General features: G+C 68.2%; 23 protein-coding genes and 1 tRNA gene. 7 read left to right on the top strand and 17 right to left on the bottom strand.

Features of this window, described 5'->3' with window-relative positions; all coding sequences use genetic code 11:
* The first annotated feature begins 63 nt into the window (after window positions 1-63).
* Window positions 64-138: transfer RNA gene (locus KTC28_RS10385), tRNA-Asn, on the top strand.
* Between the two features lie 98 nt (window positions 139-236).
* Here KTC28_RS10385 and KTC28_RS10380 read toward each other — a convergent pair.
* The 4 genes from KTC28_RS10380 to KTC28_RS10365 are packed head-to-tail and all read right to left on the bottom strand — an operon-like array spanning window position 237 to window position 5,262.
* Window positions 237-1,811 (bottom strand): alpha-N-arabinofuranosidase, encoded by a 1,575-nt coding sequence (locus KTC28_RS10380; protein WP_216710840.1) that lies wholly within the window; start codon window positions 1,809-1,811, stop codon window positions 237-239.
* Window positions 1,804-2,736 carry a Gfo/Idh/MocA family protein gene (locus KTC28_RS10375; protein ID WP_216710841.1) on the bottom strand — a complete coding sequence of 311 codons (933 nt, stop codon included), beginning with the start codon at window positions 2,734-2,736 and terminating at the stop codon, window positions 1,804-1,806. The genes KTC28_RS10380 and KTC28_RS10375 overlap by 8 nt, the downstream gene beginning before the upstream one ends.
* Window positions 2,733-3,728: an AraD1 family protein gene (gene araD1 / locus KTC28_RS10370; protein WP_216710842.1), complete on the bottom strand. Its 996-nt coding sequence runs from the start codon at window positions 3,726-3,728 to the stop codon at window positions 2,733-2,735. Before araD1 ends, KTC28_RS10375 begins: the two co-directional genes overlap by 4 nt.
* Before the next feature lie 4 nt (window positions 3,729-3,732).
* A complete protein-coding gene (locus tag KTC28_RS10365; protein ID WP_216710843.1) occupies window positions 3,733-5,262 on the bottom strand; it encodes an aldehyde dehydrogenase (NADP(+)) in 1,530 nt (509 codons plus the stop codon).
* Between the two features lie 289 nt (window positions 5,263-5,551).
* Here KTC28_RS10365 and KTC28_RS10360 point away from each other — a divergent pair, with 289 nt between their 5' ends.
* Entirely contained in the window at window positions 5,552-6,295 is a 744-nt protein-coding gene (locus KTC28_RS10360; RefSeq protein WP_255602435.1) for a FadR/GntR family transcriptional regulator, read from the top strand.
* A 142-nt stretch (window positions 6,296-6,437) separates the two neighbouring features.
* Here KTC28_RS10360 and KTC28_RS10355 read toward each other — a convergent pair whose 3' ends face one another.
* The gene (locus KTC28_RS10355; protein WP_255602433.1) at window positions 6,438-7,721 is read right to left on the bottom strand and encodes a sugar MFS transporter; all 1,284 of its coding nucleotides are present in this window, start codon (window positions 7,719-7,721) and stop codon (window positions 6,438-6,440) included.
* 185 nt (window positions 7,722-7,906) lie between these two features.
* Here KTC28_RS10355 and KTC28_RS10350 point away from each other — a divergent pair, with 185 nt between their 5' ends.
* From KTC28_RS10350 to KTC28_RS10340, 3 genes are all read left to right on the top strand, one after another.
* Entirely contained in the window at window positions 7,907-9,058 is a 1,152-nt protein-coding gene (locus tag KTC28_RS10350) for an aldose epimerase family protein (RefSeq protein ID WP_216710845.1), read from the top strand.
* Between the two features lie 132 nt (window positions 9,059-9,190).
* Window positions 9,191-10,771, top strand: a complete 1,581-nt coding sequence (locus tag KTC28_RS10345) for an amidase (RefSeq protein ID WP_223132235.1) — start codon at window positions 9,191-9,193, stop codon at window positions 10,769-10,771.
* A 23-nt stretch (window positions 10,772-10,794) separates the two neighbouring features.
* Entirely contained in the window at window positions 10,795-11,814 is a 1,020-nt protein-coding gene (locus tag KTC28_RS10340) for an acetamidase/formamidase family protein (RefSeq protein WP_255601910.1), read from the top strand.
* A gap of 157 nt (window positions 11,815-11,971) precedes the next feature.
* Here KTC28_RS10340 and KTC28_RS10335 read toward each other — a convergent pair whose 3' ends face one another.
* The 10 genes from KTC28_RS10335 to KTC28_RS10290 all read right to left on the bottom strand — a co-directional run bounded on the left by KTC28_RS10335 (window position 11,972) and on the right by KTC28_RS10290 (window position 18,928).
* Window positions 11,972-13,117, bottom strand: coding sequence for a M42 family metallopeptidase (locus tag KTC28_RS10335; RefSeq protein ID WP_216708828.1), 1,146 nt, complete (start codon window positions 13,115-13,117; stop codon window positions 11,972-11,974).
* A 258-nt stretch (window positions 13,118-13,375) separates the two neighbouring features.
* The gene (locus tag KTC28_RS10330) at window positions 13,376-14,110 is read right to left on the bottom strand and encodes a DUF72 domain-containing protein (RefSeq protein WP_216708827.1); all 735 of its coding nucleotides are present in this window, start codon (window positions 14,108-14,110) and stop codon (window positions 13,376-13,378) included.
* A gap of 4 nt (window positions 14,111-14,114) precedes the next feature.
* Entirely contained in the window at window positions 14,115-14,504 is a 390-nt protein-coding gene (locus tag KTC28_RS10325) for an MAPEG family protein (protein WP_216708826.1), read from the bottom strand.
* Window positions 14,505-14,530: 26 nt separating this feature from the next.
* Complete coding sequence (locus tag KTC28_RS10320; RefSeq protein ID WP_216708825.1) at window positions 14,531-15,253, bottom strand: ParA family protein; 723 nt, start codon at window positions 15,251-15,253, stop codon at window positions 14,531-14,533.
* Window positions 15,254-15,299: 46 nt separating this feature from the next.
* On the bottom strand, window positions 15,300-15,707 hold the full coding sequence (locus KTC28_RS10315; protein ID WP_216708824.1) for a MerR family transcriptional regulator: 408 nt from the start codon (window positions 15,705-15,707) through the stop codon (window positions 15,300-15,302).
* Window positions 15,707-16,096, bottom strand: coding sequence for an integration host factor subunit alpha (locus tag KTC28_RS10310; RefSeq protein ID WP_216708823.1), 390 nt, complete (start codon window positions 16,094-16,096; stop codon window positions 15,707-15,709). Before KTC28_RS10310 ends, KTC28_RS10315 begins: the two co-directional genes overlap by 1 nt.
* A 25-nt stretch (window positions 16,097-16,121) precedes the next feature.
* The gene (locus tag KTC28_RS10305) at window positions 16,122-17,096 is read right to left on the bottom strand and encodes a beta-ketoacyl-ACP synthase III (protein WP_216708822.1); all 975 of its coding nucleotides are present in this window, start codon (window positions 17,094-17,096) and stop codon (window positions 16,122-16,124) included.
* Window positions 17,097-17,273: 177 nt separating this feature from the next.
* Entirely contained in the window at window positions 17,274-18,338 is a 1,065-nt protein-coding gene (gene plsX / locus KTC28_RS10300) for a phosphate acyltransferase PlsX (RefSeq protein WP_216708821.1), read from the bottom strand.
* A gap of 22 nt (window positions 18,339-18,360) precedes the next feature.
* Entirely contained in the window at window positions 18,361-18,540 is a 180-nt protein-coding gene (rpmF, locus tag KTC28_RS10295; RefSeq protein WP_216708820.1) for a 50S ribosomal protein L32, read from the bottom strand.
* Window positions 18,541-18,751: 211 nt separating this feature from the next.
* Complete coding sequence (locus KTC28_RS10290) at window positions 18,752-18,928, bottom strand: CsbD family protein (protein WP_216708819.1); 177 nt, start codon at window positions 18,926-18,928, stop codon at window positions 18,752-18,754.
* Window positions 18,929-19,027: 99 nt separating this feature from the next.
* On the opposite strand from KTC28_RS10290, the gene KTC28_RS10285 reads away from it, so the two are divergent.
* A complete protein-coding gene (locus KTC28_RS10285; protein WP_216708818.1) occupies window positions 19,028-19,420 on the top strand; it encodes an MAPEG family protein in 393 nt (130 codons plus the stop codon).
* Between the two features lie 178 nt (window positions 19,421-19,598).
* Here KTC28_RS10285 and KTC28_RS10280 read toward each other — a convergent pair whose 3' ends face one another.
* A complete protein-coding gene (locus KTC28_RS10280; RefSeq protein ID WP_216708817.1) occupies window positions 19,599-20,264 on the bottom strand; it encodes an MBL fold metallo-hydrolase in 666 nt (221 codons plus the stop codon).
* A 31-nt stretch (window positions 20,265-20,295) separates the two neighbouring features.
* Window positions 20,296-20,724 (bottom strand): PaaI family thioesterase, encoded by a 429-nt coding sequence (locus KTC28_RS10275; protein WP_216708816.1) that lies wholly within the window; start codon window positions 20,722-20,724, stop codon window positions 20,296-20,298.
* A 62-nt stretch (window positions 20,725-20,786) separates the two neighbouring features.
* Between KTC28_RS10275 and pabB the strand changes: the two genes are divergently transcribed.
* Window positions 20,787-22,517, top strand: a complete 1,731-nt coding sequence (gene pabB, locus KTC28_RS10270; protein WP_255601908.1) for an aminodeoxychorismate synthase component I — start codon at window positions 20,787-20,789, stop codon at window positions 22,515-22,517.
* The last annotated feature ends 60 nt before the right edge of the window (window positions 22,518-22,577 follow it).

Raw genomic sequence — 22,577 nt, 5'->3', positions numbered from 1 at the left:
GTCCGGCGAAGCGCCGACAGGGGTTGTTACGCCGAACCGGCATCGCTATAGCCGCTGCTCCGTTCCCTGGTAGCTCAGCGGTAGAGCGTTCGACTGTTAATCGAAATGTCGTAGGTTCGAATCCTACCCGGGGAGCCATTTCAATCATCTCGCTGTGTCGCACTGCACCTGATCCGGGGTGGGCGCTGAGCGCGTCTTTCTCCTCCCCTCCCCTTCAGGGGAGGAGAAGCGGCTCGCTACTTCAGATCGAGCATCACCACCGACTTCGGCGGCAGCGTCACCCGCAGCGCATCCCCCGCCAGCACCACCCCGCTAAACGCCGCCGGCTTTACCGCGTCGGGCCGATCGAACGTGTTGATCGCGGTCATCTCCGGCGCCGTCAGGATACGCCCGCTGACCCCCGTCGCCGCCAGCCCCGGCAGCCGCACGTTCACCGTCGTCGCGCGATTGGGATCGAGGTTGGCGAGGCCGACATGGACAGCGCCGCCGGTATCGCGCACCGCCGACGCACTGACCGCGGGCATCGTCCAGCGGTCCTTGGCGTACCACGGCGACTTGAGCTCGAGCGGCAGCACCGTCGCCCCCATGTACGCCTTGTACATCGCAAACACGTGGTACGTCGGGGTCAGGACCATCCTGTCCTCCTTCGTCATGATCATCGTCTGGAGGACGTTGACCATCTGCGCGATCGCGGTCAGGCGCACCCGGTCGGCATGCTTGGCGAAGATATTGAAGTTGACCGCCGCGACCAGCGCATCGCGCAGGCTGTTCTGCTGCTGCAGGAACCCCGGGTTGGTCCCCGGCTCGGGCGCGTACCACGTTCCCCACTCGTCGACCGCGAGCCACGTCTTCTTCGCCGGGTCGGTCTTGTCTATCTCGACGGCGTGCTTGGTGATCAACTCGTCCATCCGCCCGGTATCAGACAGCGTCTCGGCCCAGCCCGCCTCGTCGAACTTGGTCGCCGAGGCCTTCGGCGGCCAGCCGCAGCAGCCGGGGACGGTGTAATAATGTAGCGAGACCGCATCGACCTGCTTCGACGCCTCGCGCATCATCACGCCGGTCCACGCATAATCGTCGGTGTTGGCGCCGCTGGCGATCTTCTGGATCGTCGTTCCCGCTGGCGTCTTGATGTACGTCGCATAGCGCCGCGTGACATCGGCGGCGTATTCGGGGCGCATGTTGCCGCCGCAGCCCCACAGTTCGTTGCCGATCCCGAAATAGGCGACCTTCCACGGGGCCTTGTGGCCGTTGCGCGCGCGTTCGTCGGCGAGGCTGCCGGCGGGCGAGGTCATATATTCGACCCACTCGGCCATTTCCTGCGGCGAGCCGCTGCCGACATTGCCCGAGATATAGACGTCGGCGCCGATCTGTTCGGCGAGGTCCATGAATTCATGCGTGCCGACCGCGTTCGGCTCGGTAACGCCGCCCCAGTTGGTGTTGATCTTGACCGGGCGCTTGGCGCTCGGGCCGACGCCCTCCCGCCAGTGATATTCGTCGGCGAAGCACCCGCCGGGCCAGCGGACGACCGGCACCGCGAGGTCGCGCAGCGCGCCGACGACGTCGTTGCGGAAGCCGCGGGTGTTCTTGATCTTCGACTTCGGCCCGACCCAGAGCCCGCCGTATATGCCGGTGCCGAGATGCTCGGCGAACTGCGAAAAGATCTGGCGGCTGAATACCGGGCCGGGCTGGTCGGCGTGGATCGTCAGCTCGGCGGTCGGCGGCACTGGCTCGGCGGTCTGGGCATGGAGGACCGGCGCGGACGCCATCGCCAGCATCCCAGCCAATACGCGTAGGGTCGGTGCCTTAGTCATCGAATGCCTCGACAATCTGTTGTCTGCCACGAAGGAATGCGTCGGCGACGAGCTGGAGCGGGCGCGTGTCGACCTCGCTCCGGCGGTCGCGGATCAGGTCGACGAAGCGCGCGTACAGCCCCGGATATTCGCGCTCGTCGTGTGCGATGGTCGCGTCGGGCAGGTGCAGCACCGCGCCGCCCGACGACAAGGTCAGCGTGCCGCCGTCGGTGTCGACGGTGATGTCCCAGCTTTGCGGACCCGTCTGGCGGAAATCGAGGTCCATCGTGATCGCGGTGCCGGCGGTGTCGCGGAACACCAGGTCGGCGGCGATCGGCGCGGCGCGATTCGCCGGGATCGACAGCGTCGCGGCGGTCAGGAAGAAGGCGTGCGGCAGGATATGCGTCGCGATCGACAGCGCGTTGATCCCCGGATCGAACACACCGAGACCGCCGGGCTCCCAGATCCACGCCTGTCCCGGATGCCAGACGCGGACATCCTCGCGCCAGACGATCGCAACGCGGTCGAGCCGCTTTCCCGCCAGCCATTCGCGCGCCGGCTCGACCCCAGGCGCGAAGCGCGAATGCCAGCCGGCGAACAGCGTCACCCCCGACGCCTGCGCCTGATTGGACAGTGCCGCGACCTCGGCGACCGTCGCGCCGGGAGGCTTTTCGAGGAAGACGTGGAGCCCCCGCGCCAGCGCCTGCGCCGCGAGGTCATAGCGCACCTGCGGCGGGGTACAGAGGACGACCGCGTCGATCGCCGGCCCGACCGCGAGCAGGTCGCCGAGGCTCGGGAAATGCGGCGTGCCAGCGACGCCGCCATGATGCGGGCTGACCGTCGCCGCGAGGTCGAACCCGGGGTTGGCGGCGATCGCGGGGAGGTGCTGGTCGTGCGCGATCTTGCCGAGGCCGACGACGGCGAGGCGGATCGGCGCACCGGTCACAGCACGTAGACGGCAATGTCGGCGGCGGTGTCGGCGACCGCGAGGCGGTTGCGCAGCGGAAGGGTGAATGGCGGCGCCTCGATCTCGAAGACGTCGCCCACTTGCGTCCGCACCCCGTCGGCGAGCGACAATGTCGCGGTGCCGAAGAAGTGGACGTGGACGTCGCCCGGGCGGCGGAACAATGGGTATTTGAAGTGGTGCGCTTCGAGGTTGGCGATGCTGTGCGACATGTTCGCCTCGCCGCTGAGGAACGGCTTTTCCCACAGCACCGCGCCATCGCGGACGATCCGGCTGGTTCCCGCGACGCTGGCGGGGGGTGGGCCGACGAGAAGTTCGGGGCCGAGCGCCGCCGGGCGCAGCTTCGAATGCGCCAGCCACAGGTAATTGTGCCGCTCGGTAACATGGTCGCTGAACTCGTTCGCCAGCGCGATGCCGAGGCGGAACGGCGTGCCGTTGGGGCCGATCAGGTAGATCCCCGCAAGCTCGGGCTCCTCGCTGCCGTCCTGTGCGAACGACGGCGAGATCAGGTCCCCGCCCGGTCCGACGAGGGTCGTGCCGTCGCCCTTGAAGAACCATTCAGGCTGCTGCCCGGTCTCGCCGGGCGCGGGCTTGCCGCCCTCGACGCCTTCGAGGAACATCCGCATCGAATCGGTCTGGGTCGCCGCCGCTGCCGCCGCGCGGTGCATCTGGTCGCGCCCCTCGGCTGAACCGAGATGCGTGAGGCCGGTGCCGGTCATCAGCAGATGCGCCGGATTGTCGTGGTCGATCGGGGCGAGCAGCTCCCCCGCCGCGAGCGCGGCCACGATATCGACCGCCGCGCCGGTGCCGCACATCGCGACCATCGCCGCGAGGTCGACCCCGGCGGCGATTGCCCGCGTTGCGAGCGCGCGGACCGTGTCGACGCCGGTGACGAATGCCGCACCGTCGTCAGTTGCGGCGATCACCGACCTGGTGCCGTTGGCGCTGCGATGCTGGAGGAGGCGCAGCGTCATGCGTCTACGCCGCGATGCCGTCGATCAGGCGCGGGAACGCCATCGCGCCGTCGTCGCGCAACACCGCCGGAAGCAGCTCGGCGGCGAGGTTCTGGTAGCACACCGGGCGGAGGAAGCGGTCGATCGCGAGGCTGCCGACCGACGTCGTGCGGCCGTCGGAGGTCGCCGGGAACGGCCCGCCGTGGACCATCGCGTGGGCAACTTCGACCCCGGTCGGCCAGCCATTGGCGAGGATTCGGCCTGCCTTGCGCTCCAAAACGGGCAAAAGGCGCGAGGCCATCGGCACATCGTCGGCGTCCATCTGCAGCGTCGCGGTGAGCTGGCCCTCGGTCGTCGCGAGAACCTTCGCGAGTTCAGCCTCATCGGCGCAGCGGACGACGAGCGATGCCGCGCCGAAGACCTCATGGCCAAGGCTTTCGTCGCTCAGGAAGTCGGGCGCACCCGTGGCGAACAGCGCCGCACGGCCACGGCTCGCGCCCTCACCCAACGCGCCCTGCGCGAGCGTCTCGACATTGTCATGAGCGAGCAGGTGCGCGACGCCCTGCTCGTACGCGGCGTGGATGCCGGGGGTGAGCATCGTCGCCGCGCTCGCCGCCGCCATCGCGGTCCGCGCTGCCGCTTCGAACGCGTCGAGGCCCGGTCCGGGGATCGCCAGCACGAGGCCCGGGTTGGTGCAGAACTGCCCCGCGCCCATCGTCAGCGAACCGACGAATGCGGTGCCGAGCGCCGCGCCGCGCGCCGCCAGCGCCGCGGGGAACAGCACGACCGGATTGACGCTGCTCATCTCGGCATAGACCGGGATCGGCACGGTGCGGGCCTGTGCGAGACGGACGAGAGCGAGGCCGCCGGTGCGCGAGCCGGTGAAGCCGACCGCGGCGATGCGCGGGTCCTGGACGAGCGCCGTCCCGAGCGCGGTGCCGGGCCCCTGGAGGTGCGAGAACACGCCCTCGGGCAGGCCGCACGCGGCGACCGCGGCAGCGATCGCGCCCGCGACCATCGCGCCGGTGCCCGGGTGCGCCGGGTGGCCCTTGACGACGACGGTGCAGCCGCTTGCGAGTGCCGACGCGGTGTCGCCGCCCGCGGTTGAGAAGGCGAGCGGGAAGTTGCTCGCGCCGAACACCGCGACGGGGCCGACCGGGATCATGCGGAGGCGTAGGTCGGGGCGCGGCAGCGGCGCGCGGTCGGGGAGCGCGGGGTCGATCCGCAACCCGAGCCAACCGCCGCGCTCGACGACACCGGCGAACAGGCGGAGCTGGCCGACGGTGCGCCCGCGCTCACCCTCGAGCCGGGCGCGCGGCAGGCCGCTTTCGAGCATCGCCTGGACGATCAGCGCGTCGCCGAGGCCCTCGATCTCGGTCGCGATCCGGCGGAGGAAGGTGGCACGCTCGGCGGTGCCGGTTTCGCGGTAGGCGTCGAACGCGGCGTCGGCGGCGGCGCACGCGGCGGCGACCTCTGCGGGGCCGTCGACGTGATATTCGGGACCGACGGGCTCACCACTATCGGCGGCGATCGAGCGAAAGGATGCCGAAGCCATATTGTCACCTGACGGATTGAGATTTAATAGTCCGACAATAAGGTCCGCGGCTCGCGAAGGCAAGATTTCTCGCCGTGCGGTCGCATCGAAACCTGCCAGCCCGAGCGAAGGGACCCGATCCGTGGCCAAGCCGCCCGCCGATCTCGCCAGCGACGGCCCTGCCCGCAATGCCCCCGTCAGCACAGTCCCCGCCGACGCGGTCAACGCCGGCACCGACAGCGCGCAGGACCTCAGCATCGGTGATGCTTCGACCAACCTGACCACCGATGATGCTGTCGTCGGAACCGATTTGGCGAGCCCGACTGCCGCCGACGACGCGGTCCGCAGCCCGCGCGGCACCGGGCGCCGCCTGCACGGCGCGATCGCGCACAAGCTCGGCGTCGCCATCGTCTCGGGCCATTACGCCCCCGGCGACCGCCTTCCGGGCGAAGTCGCGTTCTCGGGCGAGCTCGACGTCTCGCGCAGCGCATACCGCGAGGCGGTGCAGGTCCTCACCGCCAAGGGGCTCGTCGAAAGCCGCCCCAAGGCCGGGACGAGCGTCTTGCCGCGCAACCGCTGGAACCTGCTCGACCCCGACGTGCTGGCATGGGCGTTCACCGGCGATCCCGACATGCGCTTCATCCGCAACCTGTTCGAACTCCGCGCGATCGTCGAGCCCGCCGCCGCCGCCCTCGCCGCCGAGCGCCGCGACCGCAGCGACGTCAAGCTCATCAAGGAGGCCCTCGCCGCCATGTCGCGCCACACGCTCGCGAGCGACCTCGGCCGCGCCGCCGACCGCGATTTCCACACCGCCATCCTAGCCGCGACGAAGAACGACGCGCTGATCGTGCTGAGCTCGAGCATCGGCGCCGCGGTCAACTGGACGACGGTCTTCAAACAACGCGCCCGCGCGCTGCCGCGAAACCCGATCCCCGACCACCGCCGGGTGTATGAGGCAATCGCCGCGGGGGATGCGGGCGACGCGAGCAGGGCGATGCGGGTGCTGGTGGATCTGGCGCTCGACGATATCAGCCGGCTGGGGGACGAGGGCTAGCTGCTTCCCCTCCCCTTCAAGGGAGGAGCGAGAGACGCGCCGCTTGGCGTGGCCCGGGGGTGAGGAAGTTACGGCCTGTGGTGTTTGGGGTGACTCCCCCACCCCCGGCCCCTCCCCTGAAGGGGAGGGGAGGATAAGGAGGCTAAACCCCCACCACCGGCTCCGGCAGCGCGGCCGTCACCCGCGCCCCCCACACCGCATAGAACAGCACATACAACTCGCACGCCGCCGTCAGCAGGAACGAGTTCTGCAATCCATATGTATCCGCCAGCCACCCCTGCACGATAACCAGCGCGCCGCCCGCGATCGCCATGATCAGCAGGCCCGAGCCCTCCTCGGTCAGTGGGCCGAGGCCGCGGATGCCGAGGGTGAAGATCGTCGGGAACATGATCGAGTGGAACAGCCCGACCGAGATCAGCGCCCACATCGCGACGTGGCCGGTCGTGAACGTCGCGACGATCATCACGACGAACGCCCCGGTGCTGGCGAAGGCGAGGACCTTTTCGGCGGGGATGGTGCGCATCACCGCGCTGCCGACGAGCCGCCCGACCATCATCCCGCCCCACAGCAGGAACAGGTAGTGCGACGCCTGCTCGTGGGTCAGGTTGCCGATCTCGGGCTGGCTGACGAAGTTGATGAACAGGTTGGCGACGCCGATCTCAGCAATCAGGTAGATGAAGATCGCCGGGATGCCGAAGACGAGGTTGCGGTGCGCCCAGAGCGACTGGCCGCGCCGCGCCTCCTTGCCCGAGCGCTGGGTCGCGGTGCCCATCGCGGGGAGCGGGAAGCGCGCAATAACGACCGCGAGGACGACGAGAATGCCCGCGACGATGAGATACGGCAGCACCACCGCATGCGCATCGGCGATCCGCTCGGCCTGGGTCAGGACCGCGGTGCTCCCCGCCGCGGCGGTGCCCGAAGTCGAGCGCCCGAGGATCAGGTAGCCGCCGAACAACGGGGCGAGCGTCGCCCCCGCCGAGTTGAACGCCTGCACCAGATTAAGCCGCGACGACGCGGTTTCGGGCGGGCCGACGACCGCGACGTACGGGTTCGCCGCGACCTGGAGCAGCGTAATGCCGCTGGCGATGACGAACAGCGCGAACAGCGTCACGCCGTACGAGGGAATCCGCGCGGCGGGGACCATGACGAGTGCGCCCGCCGCCATCATGCCGAGGCCGATGACCATCGCGCGCTGATAGCCGACGCGCTCGATCAGCTTGGCCGACGGGATCGAGGCGAAGAAATAGGCGATGAACCAGACGCTCTCGATCAACGTCGTCTGGGTGTAATTGAGGTCGAACACGGCGCGCAGGTGCGGCAGCAGCGTATTGTTGATGACGGTGATGAAGCCCCACATGAAGAACAGGCTGGCGAGCAATGTCAGGATCGGGCGCGGATTGATCGCCGCGCCGCTCGATGTCGTCATGCCTGACGCCGCGCCGCTCGTCGCGGTTGCGCCCGCCGTGGTGACCGGAAGCGCCATGTCTTTCCCCTCCAAGTTTGCGGGCCTGCGACCTTCTCCGGGTCGATCTTGCCGCTGATCCAATTGTCCGACTATATAGCGTCGGCCAGAGCGTCAACGCCGAACGCTCGCGCCGCGCGGGAGATGATATGCGGAATTTGCACGCGAAGCACGCCCTGTCGCTTGGGGCCATCGCCGCCGCGCTCTCCCTGTCGGTCGCCGCCGGGGCGGTAGAGGCGCAGCGCGCGCCCGCGGGCACGCTCGCCGACGGCACGCCGATCGAGCTGATCATGCTGACCAACGCCAAGGGCGTCAGCGCGCGGGTGCTGACCTATGGCGCGACGCTCCAGGGGCTGCTCGCGCCCGATCGCAACGGCAAGCTCGCCGACATCGTTCTCGGCTATGATGCGCTCGCGTCGTACGTCGATCACCCGAACTACTTCGCGGTGACGGTCGGGCGCTATGCCAACCGCATCGCCGGCGGGCGCTTCGTCCTCGACGGCAAGACCTACCAGCTCCCGCTCAACGACATGACCAACTCGCTCCACGGCGGCGGCAAGGGCTTCGACAAGGTCGCGTGGCACGTCGCCAAAATCACCAGCGGGCCGGTCGCGAGCGTCGTCCTGACCCACCGCAGCCCTGACGGCGATTCGGGCTATCCCGGCAACCTCGACGTGACGACGACGTATGCGCTCGACGAGGCGGGGGCGCTGACGATCACCTTCGCCGCGACGACCGACAAGCCGACGATCGTCAACATGACCAACCACGGCATCTTCAACCTTGCGGGCGAAGGCGCGCCGCAGGGGACGTCGCAGCATGTCCTGACGATCCCGGCGTCGGCGATCACTCCGGTCAACGCGAGCCTGATCCCGACCGGCGCACTGATGCCCGTCGCGGGGACGGTGTTCGACTTCCGCAAGCCGCGCCTGATCGCCGAGGGACTGCGCGACGGGCGCGACCAGCAGATGCGCTTCGGGCAGGGCTATGACCATAATTTCGCAATCGATGCCGGGCTGACCGCCGAGCCCAAGCTGCTGGCGCGGCTCCACGATCCGGCGTCGGGGCGGACGCTCGAGGTGCTGAGCACCGAGCCCGGGGTGCAATTCTACACCGGCAATTTCCTCGATGGCACCTATGTCGGCAAGCACGGTCATCTGTACCGGATGGGCGACGGCATCGCGCTCGAGCCGCAGAAGTTTCCCGACGCGCCGAACCAGCCGAAGTTCGTCTCGGCGCGGGTCGATCCGGCTCACCCGTACCGGCACGTCATGGTCTACCGGGTGTCGGTCGACCGCTGAGTTCGCGTCGCCTGCGACGATTTTGCGCTTGGCAGGCGGGCACTGCCGCATGACGATTGCCGCCGTCAGGGGGCAGGCAATGGGCATGAGCGCGGCGCTCCTCACGGCACGACGAAGCCTTGGGAGAAGTCGATGAACCTGCGCGCACTCATTGCCGGCGGCGTCCTGCTCGCGGCCGCCGTGCCCGCCGCGGCGTACGACGTTGCCGAGAAGTCGGTCGTCCAGATCAAGGCCGATCTTGCCGCGGGCAAGGTGACCTCGGTCGAGTTGGTACGACAATACCGCGCGCGGATCGCGGCGCTTAATCCGAAGCTCCACGCCGTCATCGCGCTCAATCCGAACGCGGCGCAGGCAGCACAGGCGGCCGACGCGGCACGGCGCGCGGGGAAACCGCAGGGCGCGCTCGCCGGGGTGCCGATCCTGATCAAGGACAACATCGAAAGCGCCGATCCGATGCCGACGACGGCGGGGTCGCTCGCGCTGGCGAAGAACATGCCCGGCCGCGACGCGCCGCTGGTGGCGAAGCTGCGTGCGGGCGGGGCGATCATCCTCGGCAAGACCAACCTGTCCGAATGGGCGAACATCCGCTCGACGCATTCGATCAGCGGGTGGAGCGCAGTCGGCGGACAGGCGCGCAACCCCTACGCCTTCGACCGCAACACCTGCGGATCGAGCGCGGGATCGGGCGCGGCCGGCGCCGCGAGCCTCGCCGCCGCGACGGTCGGGACCGAGACCGACGGCTCGGTGACGTGCCCGGCGGCGATAAACGGGCTCGTCGGATTGAAGCCGACCGTCGGCGCGATCTCGCGGACCTATGTCGTCCCGATCAGCCACAGCCAGGACACGCCCGGTCCGATGGCGCGGACTGTCACCGACACGGCCTTGCTGTTCGGTGCGATGGCGGGGAGCGATCCCGCCGACCCCGCCACTGCGCGCGCCGACGCGATCGGCACCGACTTCGCGAGCGGGCTGCGCCCCGACGCGCTCAAGGGCGTCCGCGTCGGCGTGTTGCGCTATGCCGCCGGCTTCCACCCGGCGACCGACGTCGCCTTCGACGCGGCGCTGGCGAAGTTGAAGCAGGCGGGCGCGGTGCTCGTCGAGATCACCAAGCCGCCGCACGACAAGGACGGCGAGATCGGCCGCCTCGAGCAGATCGTGCTGATGACCGAGCTAAAGGCCGACATGGCGACCTACCTCGCCTCGACCAAGGCTGCCGACGTGCCGAGCCGGACGCTCGCCGACCTGATCGCCTTCAACACCGCGCACGCCGCGACCGAAATGCCGCTGTTCGGGCAGGAATTGTTCGAGATCGCCGAGCAGACCAAGGGCCTCGCCGACCCCGCCTACCTCAAGGCCGAGGCCGAGGCGCACCGCCTCGCGGGGCCCGAGGGGATCGACAAATTGCTCGCCGACAACAAGGTTTCGGTCCTCGTCGCGCCGACGCTCGGGCCGGCGTGGCTGATCGACCCGGTCCTCGGCGATCACTTCGCCGGAGGCGGCGCGGGGTCGCCCCCGGCGGTCGCGGGGTATCCGCATCTGACCGTGCCGATGGGGCTGGCGAACGGCCTGCCCGTCGGGCTGTCGTTCATCGGGACGGCGTGGAGCGACGCGGCGCTGCTCCGCTACGGCTATGCCTATGAGCAGGCGGCGGGTGCGCGCCAGCCGCCGCGCTATCTCCAGACGATCGATTACGGCATCAAGGCATTGAATTGAGCGGCGATGCAGGGGTGTTCCGAATGACGATGTGGCGATGCGTAGCGGCGGTGTTGCTGGCGGGAACGGCGAGCGCGGCCACGGCCGAGACCTTCACCCTCGAGGCGACGCCGCAGACCGTCGCGTGGGGCAATTACGACGCCGCCGCGAAGCCGGTGCTGCGAATCAAGTCGGGCGATACCGTCGTCTTCAAGACGCTGCTGACAAGCAGCCCGGCCGGACTCGAAAAGGCCGGCGTCGCCCCCGACGCGGTCGAGCCGAGCCTCCGCAAGGTGTTCGACGAGGTCAAGGATCGCGGCCCGGGAGGCCACATCCTCACCGGCCCGGTCGCGATCGAGGGGGCCGAGCCGGGCGACACGCTCGAGGTCCGCATCGACAAGGTCGAGCTCGCGATTCCCTATGCGTATAACGCCTTCCGCTACGGCGCGGGGTTCCTCACCGACGACTTCCCTTACTCGCGGATCAAGATCATCCCGCTCGACAAAAAGCGGATGGTGGCGAACTTCGCCCCCGGCATCGAGGTCCCGCTCCACCCGTTCTTCGGTAGCATGGGGGTCGCCCCGCCCCCCGCGTTCGGCCGCTACGATAGCGCCCCGCCGACGATCAACGGCGGCAACATGGACGACCATTCGCTCGTCGCGGGGACGACGCTGTTCCTGCCGGTCCACGCGGCGGGCGCGCTGTTCGAGATCGGCGACGGCCACGCCGGGCAGGGCAACGGCGAGGTCGACATCACCGCGATGGAGACCTCGCTCGTCGGCACGCTGACTTTCGTGCTGCATAAACACGAGCTGTCGCCCTACCCGCGCGCCGAGACGCCGACGCACTACATTGCGATGGGCTTCGACGACGACCTGTCGAACGCGACGCGCAAGGCGCTGCGCAACATGATCGATTTCCTCGTGAGCGCGCGCCACATGAGCCGCGACGATGCGTACATGCTGATCAGCGTCGCGGGGGATGTCGAGGTCACCGAGCTGGTCGACCACAACAAGGGGGTGCATGTCATGCTGGCGAAGGCTTTGTTTACGGGGAAGCCGTAACGCCGCCGCCGCATTCGATTTCGTCATCCCGGCGAAGGCCGGGATCCATCGCGCCACGGGTACGTCGCGTGGTGAGATGGGTCCCGGCCTTCGCCGGGATGACGAAACTTCTTAGTGAAACGTGCGCCGTCACACCCCTTCGGAACCGTCGTTGAGCTCAAGGCTCGAACGACCGCAGCCGCGCGACTTCTGCCGCGTCGAGCTTGCCGATCACCCCGACAACCAAAGTCACCATCCGGTCGAAATCCCCCCGGTCGATGATCCCGTTGTGCGCGTGCGTATACCGCGCGACGACCACCAGATTGACCGTCGGCACCCCGCCCGCAGTCGCCTGGATCGCCGCCGAATCGTCGCCGTAGCCCTGGACCAGATCGTGCTGGAGCGGGATGTTCGCCTCCGCTGCGACGCGGTCGACAAGCGCCACCAGCTTGCGGTTAGGGATCGTGCTCGAATCATACAGGAACATCCCCGGGCCGCCGGCGAGCACCGCCTGCGTCTCCTCGGGGTTGCGGCCGATGCTGTCGCCGGTGATGCCGCCCTCGATGGCGATGCCGATGTCGGGCTTGATCAGGTCGGCCGCGGTCCGCGCGCCGCGCAGGCCGACCTCCTCCTGCACCGTCGCCGCGACGAACAGCTGGTTCGGGTGACCCTGCGCACGGAGCCGCCGCAGCGCCTCAATCACCACCGCGCAGCCGACGCGGTCGTCCCACGCCTTGCCGAGATAGCGGTCGCCGCCCGCCATCACCTCGAACGGCGCATCGGGAACGACGGGGTCGCCGGGGCCGATCCCGAGCGCCGCGACCTCGGCGGCGTTGCGCGCGCCGACGTCTAGGTACAGGCTTTCGCGCGGAAAGACCTTTCCGCGTTCGTCGGCCGGGACGACGTGGATGTCGCGGATGCCGGTGACCGCCTTGACCGGCCCCTTGCTGCCGATGATCACCCAGCGCTGGTCGACGAGCGCCTGATCGAGCCAGCCGCCGAGCATCTGCATCGACAGAAAGCCGCCGGGCGTCACCCGCCGGACGACCCCGCCGAGCTCGTCCATGTGCGCGTCGAGCATGATCTTCGGCCCGCTGCTGCCCTGCTTGGCGATGACCGAGCCGATCCCGTCGTAGGTTATCGTGTCGCTCAACGGGCGCAGTTCGCGGACCATCACCGCGCGCACCGCCTCCTCGAACCCCGATGGCCCGGGGGCGTCGGCGAGTTCGCGGAGCAGGTGCCCGACGCGGTCGGTCGCGGGCTTGGCGACGGCGGGTCCGGCGATGAGGAGCGCGGCGGTCATGGCCGAGATCAGTCGTTGCATTACCGGCGCGCCTTGTTCGATTACCCGGTCAAAGTTGCAGGTAAGCCGTTGGGCGACAAGGGCGAAAGCGCTCCGTCCCCTCCCCCCTTTTGGGGGGTCAAGCCCTATTGCTTCGCTCCCTTCTGCTCCCCTCCCATTTAGGGGAGGGGTCGGGGGTGGGGGAGTGGCGCGGCGTTGCAATGCCGCGCGCCCTGCCCCACCCCCGGGCCAGCGCAAGCGCGCTGTCTCTCGCCCCTCCCCTGAAGGGGAGGGGTAGCGCTAGAGCCTTTCAAGCAGCGCCTTCGCCGCCGCCGGGGCACGGACCTTCCCGCCGTGGATGAAGTAGACGAACGCGTCGCGCCCGCCCTCACCCCAGTGCCGGGCCTGCTCGGCCCAGCCGTCGAGCGCGGCGTCGGGGTAGCCGAGGGGTTCATCGTCATCGCCGTTCTGGAGCCGCGCATAGGTGAAGTCGGCGGTCGCCTCGTCGAACATCGGGTAGGCGTGCGCGTCGGCGAAGACGATCGCCGCCCCGGCGTCGCGCGCCATCGCCACGAAAGCCGGGTCGCGGAAGCTTTCATGGCGCGGTTCGAGAACGTGGCGGAGCGTGCGCAACCCAAGTTTCGCCGGCAACAGCTTGATGAATTTGGCGAAATCGTCGGCGTCGAACTGCTTGGTCGCCGCGAACTGCCACAGGATCGGCCCGAGCTTATCGCCCAATTCGTCGACCCCGCTGGCGAAGAAGCGCTCGATCGATTCGCCCGCCCCGGCAAGCTCGCGGCGGTTGACCGCGAAGCGCGGCGCCTTGAGCGAAAAGACGAAGTCGTCGGGGGTTTCGGCGTGCCACTTGGCGTAGGTCGCGGGCGACATCGAGCCGTAGAAGGTGCCGTTGACCTCAATCGTCGTCAGCGCGCGGCTGGCGAATTCGAGTTCGCGCGAATGCGGCAACCCCTTGGGATAGAACACCCCGCGCCACGGCTCGAAGGTCCAGCCGCCGACACCCGCGCGGATCGTCACGGCGCTACAGGACCGCGATCAGGATCAGCGCGAGACCCGCGACGCTGACCAGCCAGACGAGCGAGCGGACCACCGGCACCCCGAAGGCATACAGCGGTAGGTAGATCACACGCCCCCAGAAATAGAGCTCGGCGCCGAGAACGGTCCGCGGCGTGTGAATGCCAGCAGCGTGCGCGATCAGCACCGCACCGATGAACAACGGCAGCGTTTCGAACAGGTTGGCCTGCGCGCGGCCAAGCCGCTCGGCGACGGGGGACAGCGGCGGCATCGCGGCGTCGCGCGGTCCCATGTTCCATTTCGTGCCGTATTGCCCGGTGCGGACTACGTCGAAGGCGATGATGTAGACGATGGCGAGAACGATCGTCCAGGCGAGCAGCGTCAGTTCGGTCGTCATGTCCTCGTCCCCCCAGATGTTCGCCGTTAGCGCAGCGCCGCTTCGACCTCGCCCCACAACTTATTGAAACTGCGCGCGGCAAGACCGTTCGGCGCGGTCGCTGCGACTGGGGCCTGGTGGACCGCCATCGCCTCGATCTCGACCGCATACGGGATCGCGACGCGGTCGGGGAACGCATCGACCGTCGCCTTGTGGAGCGCGCGCCGCCGGTCGACCATCGTCCACACCGGAACCAGCGCGGGCCCCTTGCGGTGATGCTTGCCGAGATGCGCGACGAGCTGGTCGTACGCGCGTTCGGACAACGGCGATGGCAGCAGCGGCACGACGAGCAGGTCGGCGGCGCGGAACGCCTGCTCGGCAAGCTCGGTCAGCCCCGGCGGGCAGTCGAGGATGACGCGGTCGTAATCGCGATCGAAGCTTTTCAACATCTTCTTGAGGCTGCGTGCACCGTCCTCGGCGATCAGCCGGTCGAGGTGGCGCAGCGACTTGTCGGCGGGGAGCACGTCGAGGTTCGGGTACGCGCTTGGTTGGATCAGCGCGTCGAGCTCGGCGTCGGCAGCGAACAGCTTGCGCGCCGAGGTCCCGGGCTTCGCCGCGAGCCGCAGCGTGAAAGTCGCAGCCCCCTGTCCGTCGAGGTCCCACAACAATGTCCGCCGCGCTGATTGCGTCGCGGCGGCATAGGCGAGATTGACCGCACACGCAGTCTTGCCAACTCCGCCCTTGACCGAGAAGACCGCGATGGTTTTCACGAAAACGTCCCCTCCCCTTCAGGGGAGGGGAGGGGAAAGTGTGTGATCAAAGTGCGCGCGCTTCGGCGAGCGCCGCTGCAAGCCGGGCGCGGATCGCAACGAGCAGGCTCGCGTCGCGGGGTTTGCTGGTATCGGAAACCGGTGTCGGAGCTAGCGGAGCCGCTACCCGCCGCGCCGCAACCTTCGGTGCCGCGCCCGCATCCGCCACGGGTGCCGCGCCATCGTCGAGCAGCTTCTGCACGCCCTTGATGGTATAGCCGTCGGTATGCAGCAGGCGGTTGATCCGCGTCAGCAGCGCAATGTCCTGCGGGCGATAGTACCGCCGGTTGCCGCCGCGCTTGAGCGGCTGGATCTGCGGGAATCGCGTCTCCCAGAACCGAAGCACGTGTTGCGGGACGCCGATCTGTTCGGCGACCTCGCTGATCGTCCGGTATGCGGGTTCGCTCGACGCCATCAGTCGGCGGGTTCGGCGTCGTCGGCCTCGGGACCCGGATCGATGCCGCCGTTGATCCGCGCGCGGAGGAGTTGACTTGGGCGGAAGGTCAGGACGGTGCGCGGCTCGATCGGCACTTCCTCGCCGGTCTTGGGGTTGCGCCCGATCCGCTGGCCCTTGTTCCGCAGCACGAAGCTGCCGAACGACGACACCTTAACGTTGGTCCCGTCGATGAGCGTCCTGCAGATTTGGTCGAGCACCTGTTCGACGAGATCGGACGATTCACTCCGCGCAAGACCGAGCTCGCGGTGAACCGCTTCGCATAGGTCGGCACGGGTAACGCTGCCCGCTGTCGACTTGGCGCGCGCCGCGCCGCGGACCCGGACGCTGGTTTCGCTCGCCGTACTCATTTCCATCATCCCCCTCATGCCCCTGTCACCAACGAACCGCAGCCGCACCCCACGTAAAGCCACCACCCATCGCTTCAAGTATCAGTAAATCACCGCGTTTAATCCGTCCATCACGAACGGCGGCGTCGAGTGCGAGCGGAACCGATGCCGCCGATGTATTTGCATGCCCGTCGACGGTGACGATGACGCGCTCGATCGGCAATCCGAGCTTCTTCGCGGTGCCTTCGAGGATGCGAAGATTGGCCTGGTGCGGCACGACCCACGCGACGTCGGTCGCGGCAAGGCCGGCGGCGGCGAGCGTCTCGGTCATCACGCTGGCGAGATTGGTGACGGCGTGGCGGAAGACCTCGCGCCCCTTCATTCGCAACTTGCCGACGGTGCCAGTCGATCCGGGGCCGCCGTCGACGTAGAGCAGGTCGTTGTAGCGTCCGTCCGAATGGAGCTTCGACGCGAGGATGCCGCGGTCGGCGCTCGTGCCTGGAGCGTTCTCGGCACGCAGGACGACCGCGCCGGCGCCGTCGCCGAACAGGACGCAGGTGCCGCGGTCCGACCAGTCGAGCAGCCGTGAAAACGTCTCAGCGCCGATGACCAGCGCGGTGTTCGCCGCCCCAGTGACGAGCATCGCATCGGCGACGCTCAAGGCATATAGGAACCCCGAGCACACCGCAGCGACGTCGAAGGCGACGCCGCGGACCATGCCGAGCTTGTGCTGGATGACGGTGGCGCACGACGGGAAGGTCTGGTCGGGGGTGGCGGTCGCTACGACGATCAGGTCGACGTCGTCGGCAGTCAGCCTGGCGGCGGCAAGGGCGCGGCGGGCGGCGGCGACGCCGAGATCGGAGGTCAGTTCACCATCGGCGGCGATGTGGCGCTGGCGGATGCCAGTGCGCTCGACGATCCATTCGTCGGTGGTGTCGACGCTCGCAGCGAGGTCGGCGTTGGTCAGGATTCGGTCGGGCAGGTAGCTGCCGGTGCCGAGGATGACCGAGCGACGGATCATCGCGCGAATAGTCCCAACTGCTTGGTCGTCATTCCCGCGAAGGCGGGAACCCATTTTCCAGAGGCTGCCCAGCGTTGCTGCGGGTTGTTGGACGCGCTGAGCTTCACTTCAACCGCCTCTGGAAAATGGGTTCCCGTCTTCGCGGGAATGACGGCAAGAAAGCAAGACCCAACCCCATCACGCGACCGACGCGTCATGGCCGTCGTTCGCGGCGACGACCGGGCGGTGCGAGCGGAAATTGTCGAGGTCGCTCGCGATACGACGGGTGATATCGCCCGCGACGAGGTCGTGCGCGACGCCGATGGCGTGCGCCATACCGCGAACCGTGGCACTGCCATGGCTTTTGACGACGAGTCCATTGAGGCCGAGAAACACCGCACCATTGTGCGCGTTGGGATCGAGATGCCGCGCGAGCGCCCGAAGGGCTCCACGGGACAGCAGGTAACCGAGCTGGGTCAGCCACGACGTGCGGAAAGATTGTGCGAGCAGCCCGGTAACGAGCCGCCCGGTGCCTTCGGCGGTTTTCAACGCGACATTGCCGGTGAAGCCGTCGGTGACGATGACGTCGACGTCACCCGCGCCGATCTTGTCGCCCTCGACGAAGCCGGTGAAGGTCATCGGCAGGTCGGCGGCGCGGAGCAAGGCGGCAGCCATCTTGAGCTCCTCGGTGCCCTTCAATTCCTCCTCGCCGATGTTGAGCAGCGCGACGCGCGGGCGCTCGACGCCGAGGACGGTACGCGCGAACGCGGCCCCCATCACGGCGAATTGGACGAGGTTTTCGGTATCGCACTCAACGTTCGCGCCGAGGTCGAGGACGACCGAATCGTTCTTGAGCGTCGGCAGCAGCGCGGCGAGCGCGGGGCGGTCGATGCCCTCCATCGTCCGCAGCGTCAGCTTGGCCATTGCCATCAGCGCGCCGGTGTTGCCGGCCGAAACCATCGCTTGCGCCTCGCCTGCCTTGATCGCAGCGATCGCCATGCCCATCGACGTCGTCCGCTGGCGGCGGACCGCTGCCGACGGCTTGTCGGTGCCGAGAATCACGTCGGCACTGTGAACAACGACCGCGTTCGCCGCGACGCGCGGATTGCGCTTGAGCTGGTCGCGGATCGCCTCTTCACCGCCGTACAAGCGGTAAAGCAGTTTCGGATAGCGCTCCTGCGCGATTTCAGCAGCAGCGATCACGACTGCAGGCCCGCCGTCACCACCCATGACGTCGAGCGCGATAACGGGGCGGTCGGTCATTTCCGTCCGATCGGACGACAGGTCAGGGCTGCATCTCGAGGACAGCGCGGTCCTTGTAGAAGCCACACGACGGGCAGAGGTTGTGCGGAAGCTTGAGCTCGCCGCAGTTCGGGCACTCCTGGCTCACCACCGCGGTCAGCGCATGGTGGCTGCGACGCATGTTGCGGCGCGAGGGCGAAGTTTTGCGTTTCGGAACGGCCATCGAGGCACCTGTCTTCTTATGCGAGTCGCGGATATCACCGAACCGCACGCGCGGTCCGAGAAAACCGCCAAGGTTTCAGTCGAGGCGCGGACCATAGAGATTTGTGGCGCAGACGCAATCTCAAATCCGTAACGGATCGCACGCGCCCAGCCGACACGAAAACGGCCGCCCCCTGCGAAGGGGACGGCCGCGTAACGCAACTTGTTAAGGCTTAGGCGTCGCCGCGGATCGCGTCCTTGGCTCCGCCGACCGTGTTCTGCACGGTACCTTCGGCCTTCTTAGCCTTGCCTTCGGCTTCCATCTTGGTGTCGCCGATGAGCTTACCAGCGGCTTCCTTGATGCTGCCGCCCATCTTCTTGAGGGCGCCATCGATGCGGTCTTCGTCCATGTCTAGCTCCTTCGGTTGTCGTGGAGTCTCAACAATGTAAGAAGATTTTGGTTGCACGCCAAAAAGAGCGGTAACGGACACACAGGGGAAATCACGCTAATGATGATCACACTCGTCACCGCCGGGTTTTGCGGCTTGCTGTATTTCGTTTTGACCCTGCGCGTCGGCCAGTTGCGCCAGTCGGAAAAGGTCATGCTCGGCGACGGCGGCAACGACGTCCTGCTCGGGCGTATCCGCGCGCACGCCAACTTCGCCGAATTCGTCCCGATCATTCTAATCCTAATGGGCGCGATCGAGGCCAGCATCGGCGCGGGCAACGAATTGCTCGCCTCGACCGGCATCCTGCTGTTCCTGCTCCGCATTTCGCATGCGTTCGGCATGGCCCGTCCCGCGCCGAACCCGTTCCGCCTCGCCGGAGCGGTGGGCACTTGGATCGTGCTGGTCGGCTTAAGCATCTGGGCGATCGTATTGGCTTACGGACACGCGGGGTAGCGCAGCGGGTCGACTTGCTGCCTTTTCGCGCTTGAGCGGTCGGCACCGCACAAATCGCCGTCATCCCCGCCTACGCGGGGATGACGAGCGTTAGAGCGACCGCGTGCAACGACATGGCACAGCACGATCGGCGTCACGTACGTAGCGGCGTCACAGACGTAGCCCCGCAACGAGCGATTCAGCCGCCCGCGAGCACACTATCCGCCACATATGGATTCGACCGTCGCTCCGCCGCGAACGTCGACATCGCGCCGTGTCCCGGGATGAACGCGGTCGCGCCGCCCATCGGCCACAGCCGCGTCGTGATCGCGGCGATCAGGTCGGCGTGATTGCCCTTGGGGAAGTCGGTCCGCCCGATCGATCCCTGGAAGATGACGTCGCCGACGATCGCGAGGTCGGACGCCTTGTGGTGAAACACGACGTGCCCCGGCGTATGCCCGGGACAATGATGGACCTCGAACACCAGGTCGCCGACCGTCACGGTATCGCCCTGCCCGAGCCAGCGGTCGGGGGTAAACGGCGCGGCGAGCGGGACACCATATTGCGGCCCCGACACGGCGTGCATGTCGATCCAGAACTTGTCGTCGGGATGCGGCCCCTCGATCGGCACGCCGAGCCGCTCGCGCAGCACCCCGGTCTCGCCGCAATGATCGATATGGCCGTGCGTCACGAGCAGCTTCTCGATCGTCACATTGTGCTGTTCCGCGACCGTCATCAGCCGGTCGAGATCGCCGCCCGGATCGACGAACGCGCCAAGCATCGTGCGCGTGCACCACAGCAGCGTGCAGTTCTGCTGGAGCGGGGTTACGGGGATGATGACGGCTTGCAGCGGGGGCTTCGACATATCGTGGAGATGAGGAGCCTGCCGGACCGAGTCAACCGCGCCCGAACGGCTCGACGATCTGCTGCGCGGTCGCTTCGGCAATGAGCTCGCCGTCATCGCGGCGGAACTCGACGCGGACCGTGATCAGGCGCTTAGTCACCGCGACGACCCGTGCCTCAATCATCAACGGTGCCGCGCGCCCGATGCGGACGAAGTTGACCGAGAGGTTGATCGTGCGGAACAGGCTGTCGCCCGGAACGACCGTCATCGCTGCGAACGCGAGCATCTGGTCGGCAAGTGCCGCGACATAGCCACCGAACAGCGAACCATCGCTGTTGAGCAGGTCGGGCTTCGGGATCCACGTCTTGCGGACCCAGTTTGCGCCCCATTCATCGAGACCGCCGAGTTGCAGCGTCGCGACGACCGGCGGGACTGATGCCCCAGCCTTGATCGCATCGAGCCTATCGGTCGCCCACGTCATGCCGCCTCTCCCGCTTTGCGCGATATTAAAGCGCCGCATCGCCGACAACGCCAGCCTGTGCGATGAGCGCGATGATGCCCGAGTTCGACCCCGCCCGCCCCTTCGTCCTCCTCGACGACGCCAGTCGCGGCGGCAGCGCGCGGCTTTTCACCGGGCTGCGTGGCGAGATCATTGCAACGACGCCCGCCGACGTCCGCCCCGCGCTCGAGCGGTTGCGTGGGCCCGGCACCTACGCCGGCTTCATCGGCTTCGAGTCGGGCTATGCGCTCGAACCCGTCCTCACCCCGCTCGCGCGAACAGGAGACGACGGGCTGCCGCTGCTGTGGTTCGGCGACTTCGCCGGGTCGGCGGAGGTCGATGCGGCGGCACTGCTTGGCGACGGCGCGGCACGGATCGGCGCGCTCGCCCCCGCGATCGCCGAGGCCGACTATGCCGCGATGCTCGACGGCGCCGCCGCGCTGATCGCCGCCGGGGACATTTACCAGGCGAACCTGACCTTCGCCGCGCGGTTCGGGGTCGCCGGGCACCCGCTGGCGATCTACCGCCGCCTCCGCGCCGCCGCCGCCGCGCCGTACGCCGCACTCGTCCACACCGGGCGCGCGTGGCTGCTCAGCCTGTCGCCCGAACTGTTCTTCGCGCTCGACGACGGTACGCTGACCGCGCGGCCGATGAAGGGGACCGCGCCGCGAGGGAGTACGCGCTCCGACGACGATGTCGCCGCCGCAGCCCTCGCCGCCGACCCGAAAAACCGCGCCGAAAACCTGATGATCGTCGACCTGCTGCGCAACGACCTGTCGCGCGTCGCCGCGCCGGGGTCGGTCGCGGTGCCGGCGCTGTTCGCGGTCGAGCGCTACCCGACATTGCTCCAGATGACCTCGACGATCACCGCGACGACGGCGGCGCACCCGGTCGACGTGCTGGCCGCGCTGTTTCCGTGCGGGTCGATCACCGGCGCGCCGAAGATCCGCGCGATGCAGGTCATCGCCGACCTTGAGGCCGGGCCGCGCGGGGTCTACACCGGCAGCATCGGGCACATTTCCGGCGACAGCGCAGCGTTCAACGTCGCAATCCGCACTTTGGTGATGAAAGGCGACGGCAGCGCGCGGATCGGACTTGGCGCGGGGATCGTCGCCGACAGCGTCGCCGCCGACGAGTGGCGCGAATGCCTCGCCAAGGGCGCGTTCCTCCACCGCCGAGCGCCGCCCGACATCATCGAGACGATGCGCTGCGACGGCGGCACTGTCGCGCTGCTCGACCGCCACCTCGCGCGCGCGGCGGCGACGGCGGACTATCTCGGCTATGATTTCGACCCGGCCGCCGTCCGTCGCGCGGTGATCGCAGCGGCCGACGGCATCATCGGACGGCTGCGGCTGCTGGTGTCGCCGCGTGGTGCGTTTGCGATCCAGCTGTCGCCATTCCCCCCTGCCCCCGCCGAGCCGGTAACGGTCGCCCTCGTGCCGCTGCCGGTTGCGCCGACCGATTGGCGGCTGCGGCATAAGACCACCGATCGCGGCTTTTACGATGATGCCCGCATGGCGAGCGGTGTGTTCGAGGTGGTCTTCACCACGCGAGGCGGCCACCTCACCGAGGGCAGCTTCACCAATGTTTTCGTCGAGCGCGACGGGGTGCTGCTGACCCCGCCGCTTGCTGAGGGGCTCCTCGGCGGCATCCTCCGCGCCGAGCTGATCGCAACCGGCCGCGCGGTCGAGGCTCCCCTCACCCCCGCCGATCTCGCCGGGGTATTCCTGATCGGCAATTCGCTGCGGGGGTTGATCGCGGCACGCCTTCCCTGAGAAAAGGGCCGGCCTGAACGAAAGCGGGCGGCCCCTAAGGTCCGCCCGCTAAGTGATTGA

This window comes from Polymorphobacter megasporae, assembly GCF_018982885.2.
Taxonomy (GTDB): Bacteria; Pseudomonadota; Alphaproteobacteria; order Sphingomonadales; family Sphingomonadaceae; genus Polymorphobacter_B; species Polymorphobacter_B megasporae.
Note: the sequence above shows the minus strand (reverse complement) of the source record. Positions and strands in the feature narration are given on the sequence as shown.

Excerpts from the sequence above, each read along its gene's own strand:
- KTC28_RS10275 (WP_216708816.1), bottom strand. The coding sequence starts at position 20,724 with ATGACGTGGGCGACCGATAGGCTCGATGCGATCAAGGCTGGGGCATCA.
- KTC28_RS10350 (WP_216710845.1), top strand. The coding sequence starts at position 7,907 with ATGCGGAATTTGCACGCGAAGCACGCCCTGTCGCTTGGGGCCATCGCC.
- KTC28_RS10290 (WP_216708819.1), bottom strand. The coding sequence starts at position 18,928 with ATGGACGAAGACCGCATCGATGGCGCCCTCAAGAAGATGGGCGGCAGC.
- KTC28_RS10335 (WP_216708828.1), bottom strand. The coding sequence starts at position 13,117 with ATGCAACGACTGATCTCGGCCATGACCGCCGCGCTCCTCATCGCCGGA.
- KTC28_RS10380 (WP_216710840.1), bottom strand. The coding sequence starts at position 1,811 with ATGACTAAGGCACCGACCCTACGCGTATTGGCTGGGATGCTGGCGATG.
- KTC28_RS10315 (WP_216708824.1), bottom strand. The coding sequence starts at position 15,707 with ATGGCGTCGAGCGAACCCGCATACCGGACGATCAGCGAGGTCGCCGAA.
- pabB (WP_255601908.1), top strand. The coding sequence starts at position 20,787 with ATGAGCGCGATGATGCCCGAGTTCGACCCCGCCCGCCCCTTCGTCCTC.
- KTC28_RS10345 (WP_223132235.1), top strand. The coding sequence starts at position 9,191 with ATGAACCTGCGCGCACTCATTGCCGGCGGCGTCCTGCTCGCGGCCGCC.
- KTC28_RS10355 (WP_255602433.1), bottom strand. The coding sequence starts at position 7,721 with ATGACGACATCGAGCGGCGCGGCGATCAATCCGCGCCCGATCCTGACA.
- plsX (WP_216708821.1), bottom strand. The coding sequence starts at position 18,338 with ATGACCGACCGCCCCGTTATCGCGCTCGACGTCATGGGTGGTGACGGC.
- KTC28_RS10285 (WP_216708818.1), top strand. The coding sequence starts at position 19,028 with ATGATGATCACACTCGTCACCGCCGGGTTTTGCGGCTTGCTGTATTTC.
- rpmF (WP_216708820.1), bottom strand. The coding sequence starts at position 18,540 with ATGGCCGTTCCGAAACGCAAAACTTCGCCCTCGCGCCGCAACATGCGT.
- KTC28_RS10325 (WP_216708826.1), bottom strand. The coding sequence starts at position 14,504 with ATGACGACCGAACTGACGCTGCTCGCCTGGACGATCGTTCTCGCCATC.
- KTC28_RS10280 (WP_216708817.1), bottom strand. The coding sequence starts at position 20,264 with ATGTCGAAGCCCCCGCTGCAAGCCGTCATCATCCCCGTAACCCCGCTC.
- KTC28_RS10365 (WP_216710843.1), bottom strand. The coding sequence starts at position 5,262 with ATGGCTTCGGCATCCTTTCGCTCGATCGCCGCCGATAGTGGTGAGCCC.
- KTC28_RS10310 (WP_216708823.1), bottom strand. The coding sequence starts at position 16,096 with ATGAGTACGGCGAGCGAAACCAGCGTCCGGGTCCGCGGCGCGGCGCGC.
- KTC28_RS10305 (WP_216708822.1), bottom strand. The coding sequence starts at position 17,096 with ATGATCCGTCGCTCGGTCATCCTCGGCACCGGCAGCTACCTGCCCGAC.
- araD1 (WP_216710842.1), bottom strand. The coding sequence starts at position 3,728 with ATGACGCTGCGCCTCCTCCAGCATCGCAGCGCCAACGGCACCAGGTCG.
- KTC28_RS10340 (WP_255601910.1), top strand. The coding sequence starts at position 10,795 with ATGACGATGTGGCGATGCGTAGCGGCGGTGTTGCTGGCGGGAACGGCG.